Annotated in this window: 15 protein-coding genes; 14 read left to right on the forward strand and 1 reads right to left on the reverse strand. The window is 63.5% G+C overall.

The genetic code is table 11. The features are described from left to right. Positions 1-89 precede the first annotated feature (89 nt). Both murD and VWY75_RS05765 read left to right on the forward strand, forming a co-directional pair. Positions 90-1520, forward strand: a complete 1431-nt coding sequence (gene murD, locus VWY75_RS05760) for a UDP-N-acetylmuramoyl-L-alanine--D-glutamate ligase (protein ID WP_416539197.1) — start codon at positions 90-92, stop codon at positions 1518-1520. Next, the gene (locus VWY75_RS05765) at positions 1520-1861 is read left to right on the forward strand and encodes a thiamine-binding protein (protein WP_416539198.1); all 342 of its coding nucleotides are present in this window, start codon (positions 1520-1522) and stop codon (positions 1859-1861) included. The genes murD and VWY75_RS05765 overlap by 1 nt, the downstream gene beginning before the upstream one ends. 56 nt (positions 1862-1917) lie before the next feature. Here VWY75_RS05765 and VWY75_RS05770 read toward each other — a convergent pair whose 3' ends face one another. Beyond that, entirely contained in the window at positions 1918-3099 is a 1182-nt protein-coding gene (locus VWY75_RS05770) for an NAD(P)/FAD-dependent oxidoreductase (RefSeq protein WP_416539199.1), read from the reverse strand. A gap of 132 nt (positions 3100-3231) precedes the next feature. Here VWY75_RS05770 and ftsW point away from each other — a divergent pair, with 132 nt between their 5' ends. The 12 genes from ftsW to VWY75_RS05830 all read left to right on the forward strand — a co-directional run bounded on the left by ftsW (position 3232) and on the right by VWY75_RS05830 (position 16935). Further along, a complete protein-coding gene (ftsW, locus tag VWY75_RS05775) occupies positions 3232-4401 on the forward strand; it encodes a putative lipid II flippase FtsW (RefSeq protein WP_416536759.1) in 1170 nt (389 codons plus the stop codon). Between the two features lie 84 nt (positions 4402-4485). Next, positions 4486-5583, forward strand: a complete 1098-nt coding sequence (locus VWY75_RS05780; protein WP_340545042.1) for a UDP-N-acetylglucosamine--N-acetylmuramyl-(pentapeptide) pyrophosphoryl-undecaprenol N-acetylglucosamine transferase — start codon at positions 4486-4488, stop codon at positions 5581-5583. Further along, positions 5580-6977 (forward strand): UDP-N-acetylmuramate--L-alanine ligase, encoded by a 1398-nt coding sequence (gene murC, locus VWY75_RS05785; protein WP_340545043.1) that lies wholly within the window; start codon positions 5580-5582, stop codon positions 6975-6977. The genes VWY75_RS05780 and murC overlap by 4 nt, the downstream gene beginning before the upstream one ends. A gap of 58 nt (positions 6978-7035) precedes the next feature. Next, positions 7036-7290 (forward strand): DUF2484 family protein, encoded by a 255-nt coding sequence (locus VWY75_RS05790; protein ID WP_340545044.1) that lies wholly within the window; start codon positions 7036-7038, stop codon positions 7288-7290. Next, a complete protein-coding gene (locus VWY75_RS05795) occupies positions 7287-7538 on the forward strand; it encodes a DUF2484 family protein (RefSeq protein ID WP_340545045.1) in 252 nt (83 codons plus the stop codon). The genes VWY75_RS05790 and VWY75_RS05795 overlap by 4 nt, the downstream gene beginning before the upstream one ends. Positions 7539-7731: 193 nt before the next feature. Continuing rightward, complete coding sequence (gene murB, locus VWY75_RS05800) at positions 7732-8655, forward strand: UDP-N-acetylmuramate dehydrogenase (protein WP_340545046.1); 924 nt, start codon at positions 7732-7734, stop codon at positions 8653-8655. 286 nt (positions 8656-8941) lie between these two features. Continuing rightward, a complete protein-coding gene (locus VWY75_RS05805; RefSeq protein WP_340545047.1) occupies positions 8942-9862 on the forward strand; it encodes a D-alanine--D-alanine ligase in 921 nt (306 codons plus the stop codon). Continuing rightward, the gene (locus VWY75_RS05810; RefSeq protein WP_340545048.1) at positions 9850-10743 is read left to right on the forward strand and encodes a cell division protein FtsQ/DivIB; all 894 of its coding nucleotides are present in this window, start codon (positions 9850-9852) and stop codon (positions 10741-10743) included. Before VWY75_RS05805 ends, VWY75_RS05810 begins: the two co-directional genes overlap by 13 nt. A 1-nt stretch (position 10744) precedes the next feature. Continuing rightward, a complete protein-coding gene (gene ftsA / locus VWY75_RS05815; protein WP_014874087.1) occupies positions 10745-12079 on the forward strand; it encodes a cell division protein FtsA in 1335 nt (444 codons plus the stop codon). Between the two features lie 438 nt (positions 12080-12517). Further along, positions 12518-14296 carry a cell division protein FtsZ gene (gene ftsZ / locus VWY75_RS05820; protein ID WP_416539200.1) on the forward strand — a complete coding sequence of 593 codons (1779 nt, stop codon included), beginning with the start codon at positions 12518-12520 and terminating at the stop codon, positions 14294-14296. Positions 14297-14509: 213 nt separating this feature from the next. Beyond that, a complete protein-coding gene (lpxC, locus tag VWY75_RS05825; RefSeq protein WP_416536765.1) occupies positions 14510-15445 on the forward strand; it encodes a UDP-3-O-acyl-N-acetylglucosamine deacetylase in 936 nt (311 codons plus the stop codon). A gap of 641 nt (positions 15446-16086) precedes the next feature. After that, positions 16087-16935: an outer membrane protein assembly factor BamD gene (locus tag VWY75_RS05830; protein WP_340545051.1), complete on the forward strand. Its 849-nt coding sequence runs from the start codon at positions 16087-16089 to the stop codon at positions 16933-16935. Positions 16936-16940: the final 5 nt, after the last annotated feature.

Below are 16940 nucleotides of genomic sequence, written 5' to 3' on the forward strand. Positions count from 1 at the left end.
TGTCGGCGGACTGGCAAACGCAACGGGACTGGTGTTGGTTCCCGTGATCGGGTAGCGATTCGAGCAAAGATCAAATGGGAGGGCAGGCGATGATCCCTGTGACCGGATTCGAAGGCGCAACTGTAGCGGTGCTGGGGCTTGGACGGTCTGGCCTTGCCACCGCGCGGGCCTTGCGTGCAGGCGGGGCAGAGCCGGTCTGCTGGGATGACAACCCCGGCGCGCGGGCCCGGGCCGAGGTCGAGGGGTTCACCTGCCGGGATCTGCTGAAATCCGGCGCCTTTGACGATGTTGCATCGCTGATCGTCTCGCCGGGTATTCCGCATCTCTACCCCAAACCCAACCCGGTGATCCGCGCAGCGCTGGTGGCGGGGGTGCCGGTGGACAATGATATCGGGTTGTTCTTCCGGTCCATCGCGACCCAGGGCTGGGAGCAATACGATCAGGCGCCGCGTATCGTGGCGGTCACTGGCTCCAACGGCAAATCTACCACGGTGGCGCTGCTGCACCACATCCTGGAGGAGGCCGGTCGCGAAAGCCAGCTGGCGGGTAATATCGGCCGCGGTGTACTGGATATTGATCCGCCGGGCTCCGGGGGCGTGGTGGTGCTGGAGCTGTCGAGCTATCAGACCGATCTGGCGCGGGCGCTGACGCCGGATGTGGCGGTGTTCACCAACCTCAGCCCCGATCATCTGGACCGGCACGCAGGCATGGGCGGCTATTTCGCGGCCAAACGCCGACTGTTTGCCGAAGGCGGCCCGGATCGCGCGATCATTGGCGTCGATGAGGATGAGGGGCTGTATCTGGCCGGTCAGCTGTCGGAGGCGGCCAGCGATGACCGGGTGATCCGCATTTCTGCCAGCCAGAAACTGACCGGACCGGGCTGGCAGGTCTTTGCCCGCAAGGGGTTCCTGAGCGAATACCGCAAAGGGCGGCAGGCGGCCTCGATTGATCTGCGTCAGATGCAGGGGCTGCCGGGCGCGCATAACCATCAGAATGCCTGTGCGGCCTATGCGGCGGCGCGGGCACTGGGGCTGGCCCCGCGCCTGATCGAGGAGGCGCTGGCCAGCTATCCGGGTCTGCCGCATCGCAGCCAGACCATCGCGACCCATCAGGGGGTGCGCTATGTGAATGACAGCAAGGCCACCAATCTTGACAGCGCGGCCAAGGCGCTGAGCGCGTTTGACAATATCCGCTGGATCTGTGGCGGGCTGGAGAAAGAGGGCGGCCTGACCGCCCTGCGCGGCCAGACCGGCAAAGTGCGCAAGGCCTATGTGATCGGTCGCGAGGCGGCAGGCTTTGCCATGCAGCTGGATGTGGAGGCCGAGGTCTGCATCACCATGGCGCAGGCGGTGGCCCGGGCCGCCGCTGAGGCGGAGGCGGGTGATACCATCCTGCTGGCCCCGGCGGCAGCGAGTTTCGACCAATATGACAACTTCGAGCAGCGCGGAGAGGATTTCATCGCCGAGGTGCAGAAGCGACAGGCGGAGGCCCCGGTGCAACCCGATGGGGAGGCAATCTGATGGCCGAGACGACAGCGCCGCAGAACACGGTGATGCTGGCCTTTCAGGTCATTCCCCGGCTGCGCGAGGGCAATAACTTCGAGGTTGTGGACCGCGCGATTGATGTGGTGAAGGCCTCAGGTCTGCCGTTTCAGGTGGGGGCGATGGAGACCACGATGCGTGGTGAGCTGGATCAGCTGCTGGGGATCGTGAAACAGGCCGAACAGGCCTGTCTTGATGCCGGGGCGGTGGAGGTGATCACCAATATCAAGATCCATACCACCACGCCTGATGCGCATGACACCTTCTGCACCTATACGCGCGGCGTCACGCCGGCCAATAAGGTGTTTGTCGAGGAGTGACGCGAGGGGTGAACGGGGCGGCGTTTCGGGCTGGCCCGAGCGGAGACGCCCGAGGCTCAGCCCTTGGCGGCGATTGCGGTTCCGGCCGCGACGCCGGAGGCCCAGGCCCATTGGAAGTTATAGCCGCCCAGCCATCCGGTCACATCAACCGCTTCGCCAATCGCATAAAGCCCCGGAACCGTCTTGGACTCCATGCTCTTTGACGACAGCGCATCGGTGTCGATGCCGCCCAGCGTCACCTCGGCGGTGCGATAGCCTTCGCTGCCCGAAGGGGTGAGCGTCCAGTTTTCCAGTTGGTCGCAGAGATCGCGCAAGGCGGCGTCGGACTGGTCGGCGAGCCGCCCCTTCAGGGCGAATTCAGGGGCCAGGAACTCCACCAGCCGTCCGGGCAGGTGACGGGCCAGTTCGGTGGTCAGATCCTTGCGCCCGGTTTCCTGACGCTGGCGGCGCAGGTGATCAAACAGCGGCGTTTCCGGGATCAGGTTGACGCGGATCTGCTCCCCCTCGCGCCAGTAGGACGACAGTTGCAGCACCGAGGGGCCGGAGAGGCCGCGATGGGTGAACAGCAGCGCCTCGTCAAAACTGGTGCGCTCATTGGAAAGCCGTGCGGGCAGGGCGACGCCCGCGAGAGGTTTGAAGCGGTCTTCGGAGAAGGTGAACGGCACCAGTGCCGGGCGGGTTTCGGTCAGCGGCAGCTCAAACTGGCGCGCCAGATCATAGGCCAGACCGGTCGCGCCCATTTTCGGGATCGACTTGCCGCCCGTGGCAATCACCAGATTGCGCGCGGTCAGCACCTGCGGCTTGCCCTCTCGCTCCACCGCGACGCGAAACCCATCCGGGCTGCGGCTTACCGAGGTGACGGAGGTCTGCAACCAAAGCTCGGCCCCGGCGGCCTGCATCTCCTGCACCAGCATGGCGACGATCTGTTTGGCCGAGCCATCACAGAACAGCTGGCCCAGTGTCTTTTCATGCCAGGCGATGCCGTGGCGGTCCACCAGCTCGATGAAATCCCACTGGGTGTAGCGCGCCATGGCGGATTTGCAGAAATGCGGGTTCTGCGACAGGTAGTTTTCGGGGCTGGCGTACATATTGGTGAAATTGCAGCGCCCGCCGCCGGAAATGCGGATTTTCTCGCCCGGCGCCTTGGCGTGATCAATCACCAGGGTGCTTGCGCCGGAGCGGGTTGCACACATCATGCCGGCCGCGCCGGCGCCAAGGATCAGGGTTTCATATGCCATGCCCGGCCATAGGCGCGGATAACTGCCAAAGGCAAGAGGAAGAGGGTGGCCTGAGGCAAAGTTTCCGGTTACTGTTTGCCTAACGATCCCGAAAACGGGACGGATGACGAGGCAGATAGTGGCGGTACTTCCATGACTGAAATGGTCTATGGCGCGCTCCCCGTACAGGCGGGCGAGCCGATTCTACCCAAATGGTGGCGGACGCTGGACAAATGGACGATGTCCTGCGTCCTGATGTTGTTTGTCATCGGGCTGCTCTTGGGGCTGGCCGCTTCGGTGCCGCTGGCCGAGCGCAACGGGTTTGACAATTTCCACTATGTCGAGCGGCAGGCGATTTTTGGCATCACCGGGCTGGTGGCGATGCTGATCACCTCGATGATGTCGCCAACGCTGGTGCGGCGACTGGCGGTGATCGGGTTTATCTGCGCCTTTGTCGCACTGGCGCTGCTGCCGGTGTTTGGCACCGATTTCGGCAAGGGCGCGACGCGCTGGTACAGCCTCGGCTTTGCCTCGTTGCAGCCGTCGGAGTTCTTGAAGCCCGGATTCATCGTGGTGGCGGCCTGGATGATCGCCGCGAGCCAGCAGATCAACGGCCCGCCGGGCACGCTGATGTCCTTTGGCCTGTGCCTGACGGTGGTGCTGATGCTGGTGATGCAGCCTGATTTTGGTCAGGCCTGTCTGGTGCTGTTTGGCTGGGGCGTGATGTATTTCGTGGCCGGTGCGCCGATGCTGCTGTTGGTGATTATGGCGGCGGTGGTCGTGATGGGCGGGGTTGTGGCCTATTCCAGCTCCGAGCATTTTGCCCGCCGCATCGACGGCTTCCTGAACCCTGAAATCGACCCGACCACCCAGATGGGCTATGCCACCAATGCCATCCGCGAAGGTGGGTTGTTCGGTGTCGGCGTCGGCGAGGGCGAGGTGAAATGGTCGCTGCCGGATGCCCATACCGATTTCATCATCGCAGTGGCGGCCGAGGAATACGGGCTGGTGCTGGTGGTGATCCTGATCCTGCTTTATTCGGCGGTGGTGGCCCGCACGCTGTTCCGCCTGATGCGGGAGCGCGACACGTTTATCCGGCTTGCCGGAACCGGTCTTGTCTGTACCTTTGGCGTGCAGGCGATGATCAACATGGGCGTTGCGGTGCGGCTCTTGCCGGCCAAGGGCATGACTCTGCCGTTTGTGAGCTACGGTGGCTCCTCGCTGATTGCCGGCGGGATCGCGGTGGGGATGTTGCTGGCGTTTTCGCGGTCGCGCCCGCAGGGCGAGATTGCAGATTTCCTGCGCGGACACGGGCGCGGCTGAGCCTGCCCGATCGAAGCGCACCCCTCGGTCTGCCCTGCGCGGTCGGGGGGGTGAGTGAGCAGAGACAGAAAGACCGAAAATACGATGGCGCAGAAATTGCTCTTGATGGCGGCGGGTGGCACCGGGGGGCACATGTTCCCCGCGCAGGCCCTGGCCGAGGCAATGCTGAGACGCGGCTGGCGGGTGAAACTGTCAACGGACGCGCGGGGCGCGCGGTACACCGGCGGCTATCCGCATACCACCGAGATTGCCGAGGTGCCCTCGGCCACCTTTGCCCGCGGCGGGCTGCTGGCCAAGGCGATGGTCGCGCCGAAGATCGCCGCAGGTGTCACAAGGATGGCGATGCAGATGCGGCGGGACCGGCCTGACGTGGTGGTCGGCTTTGGCGGCTATCCGTCGATCCCGGCACTGGGGGCTGCGACCCTGCTGAAGCTGCCGCGTATGATCCATGAACAGAACGGCGTGCTGGGCCGGGTCAATCAGCTGTTTGCTCCCCGTGTGGCCGGGGTGGCCTGTGGCGTCTGGCCCACGGCGCTGCCGGAGGGGGTTGATGGCGTCCATGTCGGTAACCCGGTGCGCGCTGCGGTGCTGGAGCGGGCTGGGGCCGGTTATATTCCGCCGGGTGACTATCCGATGTCGGTGCTGGTGATGGGCGGCAGCCAGGGCGCGCGGATCCTCTCTGACGTGGTGCCCGCAGCGATTGCCGCACTGCCAGAGGCGCTGCGCAGCCGGTTGCGGGTCTCGCATCAGGCGCGCGATGAAGATGGTGCGCGGGTTGCGCAATTCTACGCCGAACAGGGGATCGCGGCGGATGTGCAGCCGTTTTTCACCGATGTGCCCGCCCGCATGTCGGAGGCGCAGCTGGTGATCTCGCGCTCCGGTGCGTCGTCGGTTGCGGATATCTCGGTGATCGGCCGCCCGTCGATCCTGATCCCCTTTGCCGCGGCGGCTGGCGATCACCAGAGCGCCAATGCCCGTGGGCTGGTCGATGCCGGGGCGGCGATCCTGATCCCGGAAAGCGCTCTTGACGTTTCGGCGCTGACAGAGCAAATGAGCGCGGTTCTCAGCAATCCCGATGGTGCCAGCCAGATGGCACGGGCCGCCTTGCAAGTGGGTATTCCCGATGCGACCGAGCGGCTGGTGGGGCTTGTTGAACAGCTGTCCGAGGAAGGAATGACATGAACCCTGCGACCAAACTCCCCGGTGATGTGGGCCCGATCCATTTTGTTGGCATCGGCGGCATCGGCATGTCCGGCATCGCCGAAGTGCTGCTGAACCTTGGCTATGTGGTGCAGGGCTCGGATCTGAAAGCTTCCAAGATCACCAACCGGCTGGAAGAGCTGGGCGCGCGGATCTTTGTCGGGCAGGCGGCGGAAAACCTGGAAGACGCGGCGGTTGTGGTCATTTCCTCGGCGATCAAACCGGGCAATCCAGAGCTGGACGAGGCGCGCCTGCGTGGCCTGCCGGTGGTCCGCCGGGCCGAAATGCTGGCCGAGCTGATGCGGCTCAAATCCAACATCGCCATCGCAGGCACCCATGGCAAGACAACGACCACCACCATGATGGCGGAGCTGATGGTGGCCGGTCATTTCGACCCGACCATTGTCAATGGCGGCATCATTCACGCCTATGGGTCGAACGCGCGGATGGGCCAGGGCGAGTGGATGGTGGTTGAGGCCGACGAAAGCGACGGCACCTTTAACCGCCTGCCCGCAACCATTGCGATCGTCACCAATATCGACCCTGAGCATATGGAGCATTGGGGTGATTTCGACACGCTGCGCGACGGGTTTTACGACTTTGTCTCCAATATTCCCTTCTACGGCGTCGCGGTCTGCTGCACCGACCATCCCGAGGTGCAGGCGCTGGTTGGCCGGATCACCGACCGCCGGGTCGTGACCTATGGGTTCAACGCGCAGGCAGATGTGCGGGCAGTCAACCTGACCTACAAGGCGGGCGTGGCGCATTTTGATATTCATCTTCAGGCCGAGGATCGCGTAATCGAGGGCTGCACTCTGCCGATGCCGGGGGATCACAATGTCTCCAACGCGCTGTCGGCAGTGGCCGTGGCGCGCCATCTGGGCATGAAGAGCAGCGAGATCCGCGAGGCTCTGGCGGCCTTTGGCGGCGTCAACCGCCGCTTTACCAAAGTGGGCGAAGTGGACGGTGTCACCATTATTGACGACTACGGCCACCACCCGGTCGAGATCACTGCCGTGCTGAAAGCGGCCCGGCAGGCCTGCGAGGGCCGGGTGATCGCGGTGCATCAGCCGCACCGTTATTCGCGCCTGTCCAGCCTGTTCGAGGATTTCTGCGCCTGTTTCAACGAGGCCGATGTGGTCGCCATCGCCGAGGTCTTTGCCGCGGGCGAAGACCCGATCGAGGGCGCCGGGCGCGACGATCTGGTGGCCGGTCTGATCCGTCATGGCCATCGCCATGCCCGCGCGCTGCTGGACGAACCCGATCTGGAGCGGCTGGTGCGTGAACAGGCCCGACCCGGCGATATGGTCGTCTGCCTTGGGGCGGGTACCATCAGCGCCTGGGCCAATGGTCTGCCCGAGCGGTTGCGGGGCTGAGGGTGGCTGGCGTGATCTCCTATCCGCGGGCGAGGGTCCCGGCGGTTGAGGCAGCGCCATGCTGAGCCTGCTGGCCTCTGTCCTGTGGGTGTTCATTGCCACCGGCGTGGCCGCCCTGCCGGTTCGCTGGCAGCGCGGGCCGGGGATTGCGCTGGTCGCTGTGGCGCCGGTGCTGATCTATTTCCTGGGGCGAGACCACGGCTGGTTTGCCGCTGCCTTTGGCTGTTTTGCGCTGGTGTCGATGTTCCGCCGTCCGCTGCTGCATGTGCTGTCGCGCCTGCGCCGAGCCTCCGGGCCGGAGGTTGGCGAATGACGCAGTCGCTGATCCTGGCCTGTCTCTGGGTGGTGGCCGCCAATGTGCTGGCGATGCTGCCGAGCCGGGACAATCACTGGTCGCGCGCCTATCTCCTGATTGCCTTTGGCATCCCGCTGCTGGGCTATGTCACCTATGAAAACGGTCCCTGGTGGGGGCTGGCGGCGCTGTTTGCGGGCATGTCGATGCTGCGCTGGCCGGTGATCTATCTGGGCCGCTGGCTGCGCAACCGCCTGAGCCGCAGCTGAACCCCGCCGATTTCCACGAATGAGCGCTCTGCCCTTTGCGCCGGGCTGCCGGCTGGGCCATTGTGTGCATGGGCAAAACCGGAGTACACGCAGGGCCGGTCCGGGCTGCTGAGTCTCGCCGTCGTTTGCCCGCTGGGTGCTGCGTCGGCTGGCTTGGCCGGGGTGGACGCCAAGACAGGCAGGGGCAGAGCATATGAACATCGACGGGCTGCGCGGCAAGCTTCATCCGAATCGCGATCTGGCAGGGTTGACCTGGCTGCGGGTTGGCGGACCGGCGGACTATCTGTTTCAGCCTGCCGATGTGGAGGATCTGGCGCATGTTTTGCGGTCTCTGGATCCGTCGGTGCCGGTGTTCCCGATGGGGGTCGGCTCAAACCTGATCGTGCGTGATGGCGGGTTGCGGGCGCTGGTGATCCGGCTGGGGCGCGGGTTCAACGCGATTGAGGTCGAGGGCGACACGGTGACCGCTGGCGCTGCTGCGCTGGATGCCCATGTGGCCCGCAAGGCCGCGGATGCGGGGGTGGATCTGACATTTCTGCGCACCATTCCCGGATCGATCGGTGGCGCGGTGCGGATGAATGCCGGTTGCTATGGCAGCTATGTCGCAGATGTCTTTCAGTCGGCAACGGTGGTGCTGCGCAGCGGTGAAGTGGTGAGGCTGAGCGGTGAGGACCTGAAATTCGCCTACCGCCAGAGCGACCTGCCGGAGGGGGCCGTGCTGGTTTCGGCGGTGTTGCGCGGCCCGATGGGCGATCCCGAAGCCCTGCATGCGCGCATGGAAGAGCAGCTGGCCAAACGCGATGCCACCCAGCCGACGAAGGACCGGTCAGCCGGGTCGACCTTTCGCAATCCGGCGGGGTTTTCATCGACCGGTCAGGCCGATGATGTCCATGATCTGAAGGCCTGGAAAGTGATTGATGATGCCGGAATGCGCGGCGCCCGGCGCGGCGGTGCGCAGATGAGCGAGAAGCATTCCAATTTCTTGATTAACACAGGTGGCGCATCTGCCGCAGATCTTGAGGGATTGGGCGAAGATGTCAGAAAAGAGGTTTACGCCAATTCTGGCATAACGCTAGAGTGGGAAATCATGCGGGTGGGGGATCCGCTTTCCAAATAGCCGATAAAGGCCATGTTTTTCAGGGGGTTATCTCTGATCAGCAGGTCGCTCCTGTGGGAATCGCAGCAGCTGGCGAACTGGAAAAGCGCGATCTTGGTAAAGGCACTGTTAACGGGCCGGTAACGTTTATGACGTTAATGTGGTGACGGCGAACCACAGTGGTCCGTCCGGTGCGGGGAATAGGCCTCGCAAGACGAAAAAGCAGGCCTTGGCCTGCGCGAATTGGGGTCAATTTACGACCGCATAACAAGGGGCGAGAAGCCCCGGAACATTTGAGGCGCTTGTCGTGAGTAAGTCGAGCAGGACACTCCCGAAAGTGGCGGTATTGATGGGTGGCCCCTCGGCTGAACGCGAGGTGTCTTTGTCCACAGGGCGCGAATGCGCCACCGCGCTGCGGGACGAGGGATATCAGGTTACAGAACTGGACGCGGGTCCGGATCTCGCGGCGCGTTTGCAGGCGGATCGTCCTGACGTGGTGTTCAACGCCCTGCATGGCCGCTGGGGCGAGGATGGCTGCGTGCAGGGGCTGCTGGAATGGCTCGGCATCCCCTATACCCACTCCGGCGTGCTGGCCTCTGCCCTGGCGATGGACAAGCAGCGGGCCAAATCCATCTATCGCGCCGCAGGTCTGCCGGTTGTCGAGAGCGGCATCTATTCCAAGACCGAGGTGATGGCCGGCCATGTGATGGCGCCGCCCTATGTGGTGAAGCCGAATAACGAAGGCTCCAGCGTGGGGGTCTATCTGGTGAATGAAGTCGCCAACGGTCCGCCGCAGCTGTCGCAGGACATGCCCGATCAGGTGATGGTCGAGAGCTTTGCCCCCGGCCGCGAGCTGACCACCACCGTACTGGGCGACAGACCACTGACGGTGACCGATATCCTGACCGACGGCTGGTATGACTATGACGCCAAGTACAAACCCGGTGGCTCGCGTCATGTGCTGCCTGCGGATCTCCCGGAGGAGATCTTTGCGCTCTGTCTCGAATATGCAGTGAAGGCCCATGAGGCGCTGGGGTGCCGGGGCATCAGCCGCACCGATTTTCGCTGGGACGAGACGCGCGGCGCCGAGGGGCTGATCCTGCTGGAGACCAATACCCAGCCCGGAATGACGCCGACGTCGCTGACGCCGGAGCAGGCGGAACATGTGGGTATGACATTCGGGCAGCTCTGCGCCTGGTTGGTTGAGGATGCGACATGCCCTCGCTGATCACGCGGTTTCGCAAACCTCGCGAGGGGCGTTCCGATCCTGCCCCCTCCCGTCTGACCTATCGCATCCAACGCTGGATGCTGACCCCGGGCATTCGCTTTGGTGTGCGTTTTGGCATTCCCTTCTGTCTGGTCTTTGTGGCCGGCACCGTGTTCATGGCCGATGAGGCGCGACGCGACCGATTGCAGGTGATGATCAGCGATCTGCGGGCCTCGATCGAGGAGCGCCCCGAATTCATGGTCAATGTGATGGCCATCGACGGGGCGGGGCGCAGCGTGGCCGAAGATATTCGCGAAGTGGTGCCGATTGATTTTCCCATCAGCTCCTTCGATCTGGATCTGGCCCAGATCCGCGACGAAATCACCGGTCTGGATCCGGTGCGGACGGCGGATGTGCGGATCCGCCCGGGTGGGGTGCTTCAGGTCACGGTGGAAGAGCGCAAACCCGCAGTTGTCTGGCGCAGCCGCGAAGGTCTGGCGCTGCTGGATGCCAATGGCGTGCATGTGGCTGAGCTGGGCGCGCGCAATATGCACCCGGATCTGCCGCTGGTGGCCGGGCGCAATGCCGACGACGCCATTGAGGAGGCGCTGCGGCTGTTTGCGGTGGCCAAGCCGCTGGGGCCGCGGATGCGTGGGCTGGTGCGGATTGGCGAACGGCGCTGGGATCTGGTGCTGGACCGTGGCCAGCGGATCATGCTGCCGGCCGAAAATCCGGTGCCCGCATTGGAGCGGGTGATTGCCGTCAGCGAAGTGCGCGACCTTCTGGAGCGTGATGTGGCGGTGGTGGATATGCGCCTGGCGGCGCGTCCAACCGTAAGAATGACCGAAAACGCCGTCGAGGACTGGTGGCGGATCCGACAGTTGAACGCAGGCGGGCTATGATATGACCGATCTCTACCAATCCCAAAGAGCCATGCGGCAGATGCGACGCCAGGCGATGCAGCGCGGTGTTGTGGCCATTCTGGATGTGGGCAGTTCCAAGATTGCCTGTCTGGTGCTGCGTTTCGACGGCACCGGGCGGCTGAGCGAGGATAATTCCATTGGGTCTCTGGCGGGGCAGTCGGGGTTCCGGGTGATCGGTGCGGCCACCACGCGCTCGCGCGGGGTGCAGTTCGGCGAGATCACCGCCATGCAGGAAACCGAACGTGCGATCCGCACGGCGGTTCAGGCCGCGCAGAAGATGGCCGAGGTGCGGGTGGATCATGTGATCGCCTGTTTTTCCGGGGCCAATCCGCGATCCTACGGGCTGGATGCGCAGGTGGATCTGGAAGGTCAGGTGGTGACCGAGAATGAAATCGCCCGCGTGCTGGCGGCCTGCGAGGTGCCGGAATATGGCGCCGGACGCGAGGTGCTGCATGCCCAGCCGGTGAACTTTGCGCTGGACAACCGGTCGGGTCTGAATGACCCGCGCGGGCAGATGGGGCAGACCCTTGCAGCGGATATGCACATGCTGACGGTTGATGCGCTGACCGTGCAGAATCTGGTGCGCTGCATCCAGCGCTGTGATCTGGAGCTGGCGGGCATCGCGTCCTCGGCCTATGCGTCCGGGTTCGCGGCACTGGTTGAGGATGAGCAGGAGCTGGGGGCGGCCTGTATCGACATGGGCGGCGGCTCGACCTCGATTTCGGTCTTTATGAAGAAACATATGATCTATGCCGATGCGGTGCGTATGGGCGGTGATCACATCACCAGCGATATTTCTATGGGGCTGGGGGTGCCAACGGCCAACGCCGAGCGGATCAAGACCTTTCACGGTGGCGTCCATGCCACCGGCGCCGATGACCGTGAGATGATTGATATCCACGCCGATACCGGCGACTGGGAACATGACCGCCGCACTGTCAGCCGGGCTGAACTGATCGGGATCATGCGGCCGCGCGTCGAAGAGATCCTTGAAGAGGTGCGCGCCCGTCTGGATGCGGCAGGGTTTGACAGCCTGCCAAGCCAGCAGATCGTGCTGACCGGCGGCTCCAGCCAGATCATGGGGTTGGACGGGCTGGCCAGTCGCGTTCTGGGGCAGCAGGTGCGCCTCGGCCGGCCTTTGCGGGTTCACGGCCTGCCGCAGTCGGCAACCGGTCCCGGCTTTGCCTCCGCCGTTGGTCTCAGCCTGTTTGCCGCCCATCCGCAGGATGAGTGGTGGGATTTTGAGATGCCGGTGGACCGCAACGCCAGCGGCACGCTGAAACGGGCGGTAAAATGGTTCCGCGACAACTGGTGAGGCCTCTGTCGGAGTAGGGGGGACAGGCCCGCTCCGCGTCTTCGCAGCGCCGTCTTCATTAATCAAATGTTAACGAAAAACTTTGCTGGCAAAGTGGTTTCGCGGGTGACAGCGAAATCCTGCCGCGTTAATGTTCCGGTAACGACCGCATCATGCGGCGCATGTAGGCCGAGCAGTGGCCACCAGTATCAGTGACGAGATGTGCTTTCGAGGGCTTTGGTTTTCGGAGGCTGCCGTCATGTTGTGGTGTGTTGCTGGGCTTTCCACAGCATTTGCCAAAATCGGCGAAATGTCGCGAAATTAGACAATACTATGTCTATATTTTGTGGAAAATAGCGCTTTTTTGGATGACGCGACTCGTGCTGCGCGGTAGGATTGTCGCAAAGATGGACAGGAATAGGCCCTTGCGGGAGGGCTGATAACACAGGCGGAACGAGCATGACCTTGAACCTTTCGATGCCCGGCCAGGAAGAGCTGAAGCCCCGGATTACCGTGTTTGGCGTCGGCGGGGCAGGCGGCAATGCCGTCAACAACATGATCGACAAACAGCTGGACGGCGTGGATTTTGTCGTCGCCAATACCGACGCGCAGGCGCTGCAGCAAAGCGCCTCCAAAAGCCGCGTCCAGCTGGGCATCAAAGTCACCGAAGGTCTGGGCGCCGGCGCGCGCCCCTCGGTTGGGTCTGCCGCTGCTGAAGAAAGCATTGAACAGATCGTTGATCACCTCGCGGGCGCGCATATGTGCTTTATCACCGCAGGTATGGGCGGCGGCACCGGCACCGGGGCTGCGCCGATCATCGCGCAGGCCGCCCGTGAACTGGGTGTGCTGACCGTTGGCGTTGTCACCAAGCCGTTCCAGTTCGAAGGCAACAAGCGGATGCGTCAGGCCGAGGAGGGTGTCGAAGCCCTGCAAAAGGTCGTCGATACGCTGATCATCATTCCGAACCAGAATCTGTTCCGTCTGGCCAATGAAAAGACCACCTTCACCGAGGCGTTCTCGATGGCGGATGATGTCCTTTATCAGGGTGTCAAAGGCGTGACCGATCTGATGGTGCGTCCGGGTCTCATCAACCTCGACTTTGCGGACGTGCGCGCCGTGATGGACGAGATGGGCAAGGCGATGATGGGCACCGGCGAGGCCGAGGGCGAAGATCGCGCCGTGCAGGCCGCCGAGAAGGCCATCGCGAACCCGCTGCTGGACGAAATCAGCCTCAAGGGCGCGAAGGGTGTTCTGATCAACATCACCGGCGCACATGACCTGACCCTGTTTGAACTGGACGAAGCGGCCAACCGCATTCGCGAAGAGGTCGATCCCAACGCAAACATCATCGTCGGCTCGACCCTCGACACCGCGATGGAAGGCAAGATGCGGGTTTCCGTTGTGGCCACCGGTATTGATGCCGTGGATGTGCACTCCGACATTCCGGTGCCGCGCCGTCCGATGTCGGCACCGCTGAAGCAGACCGTCAGCGTCGAAGACAGCCGCAGCGCCGCGCCGCTGGAGCTGAGCACCCCGGTTGAGCAGCCCGCAGCTGCCGCCGAACCCGTGGTCGCCGCTCAGGAAGAGCCGTCGCTGTTTGCGGAATTCGACGATGGTCAGGCCGCCGCTGAAGGTCACTATGAAGAGGTACTGGAGGACGCAGGCGAACAGCTGGGCGCCGACGGTCTGCCCGCACCGGCCTATCAGGGCACGCCCGCGCCGGAATTCCAGCCGCAGGCCGAAGTTGCGGCCCATCAGGCCGAGAGCTTTGTGGCACCAAAGGCGCCCGCACCCGGTACCCCGTCGCCAGAGGCGATCGTGCGGCTTCAGGCGGCTGCGCAGCGCGCCCAGCCTCAGCAGCCGATGCAGCAGACACAGATGCAGCAGCGCCCGTCGATCGACACGGTTCAGCCGCGGGCTCCGCAGCAGGTGCAGCAGCAGCCTCAGCAGGTGCAGCAGCCCGCCGCAGCGGGTCACGAACAGCGCCGCTTTGGGCTCAATTCGCTGATCCATCGCATGACCGGCAGCGCCGCTGAAGGTCAGGCCGCCAAGCCGCAGCAACCGGCACGTCAGCAGCCGCCCATGCAGCAGGCCGCCGCACAGCAGGCCCCGATGCACCAGCCCCAGGTTGCGCATCACGGCCAGCAGGCGGCACCCGCAGCGCAGCCGCAGCGGCAGGCGAACCCTGAGCAGGAACGCATCGAAATTCCCGCATTCCTGCGCCGTCAAGCCAACTGAGCTGATCACATATAAGTCAAAAAGGTCGCCATATGGCGACCTTTTTTCGTTTTAAATCAGCGAGTTGGTGCCGGTTGGGCAGGGTTTTGCCGATCTGTTACAGGGATGTTTCATTCCGTTACAAAGATTGAGTTGAGCCTAACGAAGTGACACCTTACCTCTGTTCCGCAACAAGGGCCCAAGTACGGCCCACCCTTACGGAATGAGGCCATCGTGCAGAATACGCTTAAAGCATCAGTGACGTTTGACGGTGTGGGGCTCCACTCCGGCAAACCCGTTCGCATGATCCTGAAGCCTGCATCGGCTGGCCACGGCATCTGCTTCCGGCGCACTGACATCGCTTTGGGCAACACCATGGTGCCGGCGCTTTGGGACCGGGTCGAGCGGACGCCATTGTGCACGCGGCTGGTCAATGCCTCCGGTGTTTCGGTTTCCACGGTGGAGCATATCATGGCCGCGCTGGCGGGCTGTGGCATCCACAATGTGATGATTGATATCGACGGCCCGGAAGTGCCGATCATGGATGGGTCTTCGGCGCATTTCGTGCGGGGCATCATGCAGACCGGTATTCAGCGCCTTGCGGCGCCGGTCACCGCCTATCAGATCCTGAAGCCGGTGAGTGTCAGCCATGACGGTGCCACCGCCACCCTGTTGCCGAGCAACCGCCTGACCATCGAGTTCCACATCGACTTTGCCGAGACGGCGATTGGCCGTCAGAGCAAGACGCTGGATCTGCGCAATGGTGCCTTTGCGCGTGAGCTTTGCGACAGCCGCACCTTCTGCCGTCGCGTTGACGTCGAAAGCATGCAGGCCAATGGTCTGGCGCTGGGGGGTGTCCCCGGCGAGAACGCGGTTGTGTTCGACGGCCCGCAGGTCGAGAGCGGCGCGGGGCTGCGCCACTCGGATGAGCCGGTGCGCCACAAGATGCTGGACGCGCTTGGTGATCTGTCGCTGGCGGGTGGCCCGGTCTTTGGCCACTATATCGGCGAGCGTGCCGGTCATTCGCTGACCAACACATTGCTGCGGGCGGTCTTTGCGACACCCGGCGCGGTGCGTCAGGTGAGCTGCGATGCAGCGATGACAGCGCGCCTGCCGGGGCAGGGGCTGGTCTGGGCGGAGATCCCGACCGATGCGCGCCGCGTTGCGTAACTGAATTGAGGCTATCGGGCGGGAACGTCGGCTGGGGGGCCTGACGTTCAACCTGGGTTCCCCCGGACAATCGGGGTGCACCCGGCGCCAACCGGACCGCGGGCTGCAACGACAGCACTCCGGTCACTCGCGAACTGATGATTGCAGCACAGACGCCGGGCGCAGACTGCACCACAGTTCGATCCAATACAGGCCTATGCGTTGGCGCAGCCCGACCGGGGCAGATTGCGCCGGGGGCACCGGGGGAGATCTTCGAGCCGTCCTTAGGTCGTGACCCTAGAGGGGCGGGGCGGTTCGAAGATCACACCGGCGGCTTCACGGCGCAGCGCGCCGCCTCACCGTGCCCCAAAGCGGCTTGCCGGGACTTGTCCAGACCCCGTTTGGTTCGAACCCTTGCAGCGCTCACCTCATATTGACCAATGTTTTCGGATGCGGCGAACCCCGGCGCGGCATGGGGTATCGGCTGGCGTGGGCCATGTTGTGGCGGGCCGGGGCTGCTTCGCACTCTTGACCCCGCCGCGCTTTCTCTGCCAAGTGGGCGGGAAATCGGTTAAAGACGTTTTGCGCGTCAATTGAATGTGCTAGACCGGGCAGAACCGGGGTTCACACCCGTAAGTAAATGACGGTGAGGTTAGGCGAACATGATGGGCATGGGGGCGGCAGCCAAAACCATCGGCGCGGTTCTACTCGTAGCTGCGCTTTCGGGATGTGGCGGAGACGGGGGCGCGGCCAAGAGTTCGCAGCCACTTGACGGGTTCACCCCGGAGCAGATCTACGAGCGCGGCGAATTCGAGATGGAGCGCAACCGGACCGAGGATGCGGCCTTTTACTTCTCCGAGATCGAACGTCTTTACCCCTATTCCTCCTGGGCGAAACAGGCCCTGATCATGCAGGCCTATGCCTATCATCTGGGGCGTGACTACGAGGACAGCCGCGCTGCCGCACAGCGCTATATCGACTTCTACCCGACCGAAGAAGACGCCGCTTATGCGCAGTATCTGCTGGCGCTGAGCTACTATGATCAGATCGACGAAGTGGGCCGCGATCAGGGCCTGACCTTTCAGGCGCTGCAATCGCTGCGCACCGTGATCGAGGTCTACCCGGACAGCGAATATGCGAGCTCGGCAATCCTGAAGTTCGACCTTGCCTTTGACCATCTGGCGGGCAAGGAGATGGAGATCGGCCGCTACTATCTGCGCAAGGGGCATTATACCTCGGCGGTGAACCGGTTCCGCGTTGTGGTCGAGGATTTCCAGACCACAACCCATACCGCAGAGGCGCTGCACCGTCTGGTCGAGGCCTATCTGTCGCTGGGGCTGGTGAATGAGGCGCAGACCGCCGGTGCCATTCTGGGCCATAACTATCAATCGACCGAATGGTATGAGGACAGCTTTAAGCTGCTGACAGACAACGGGCTGAAAATGCGCGATGTCGGCAACAACTGGTTGAGCCAGATCTACCGTCAGTCCATCAAGGGGGAGTGGCTTTAATTGCC

Origin of the sequence: Phaeobacter sp. JH20_08, assembly GCF_048056635.1 — a bacterium.
Taxonomy (GTDB): Bacteria; Pseudomonadota; Alphaproteobacteria; order Rhodobacterales; family Rhodobacteraceae; genus Phaeobacter; species Phaeobacter bryozoorum.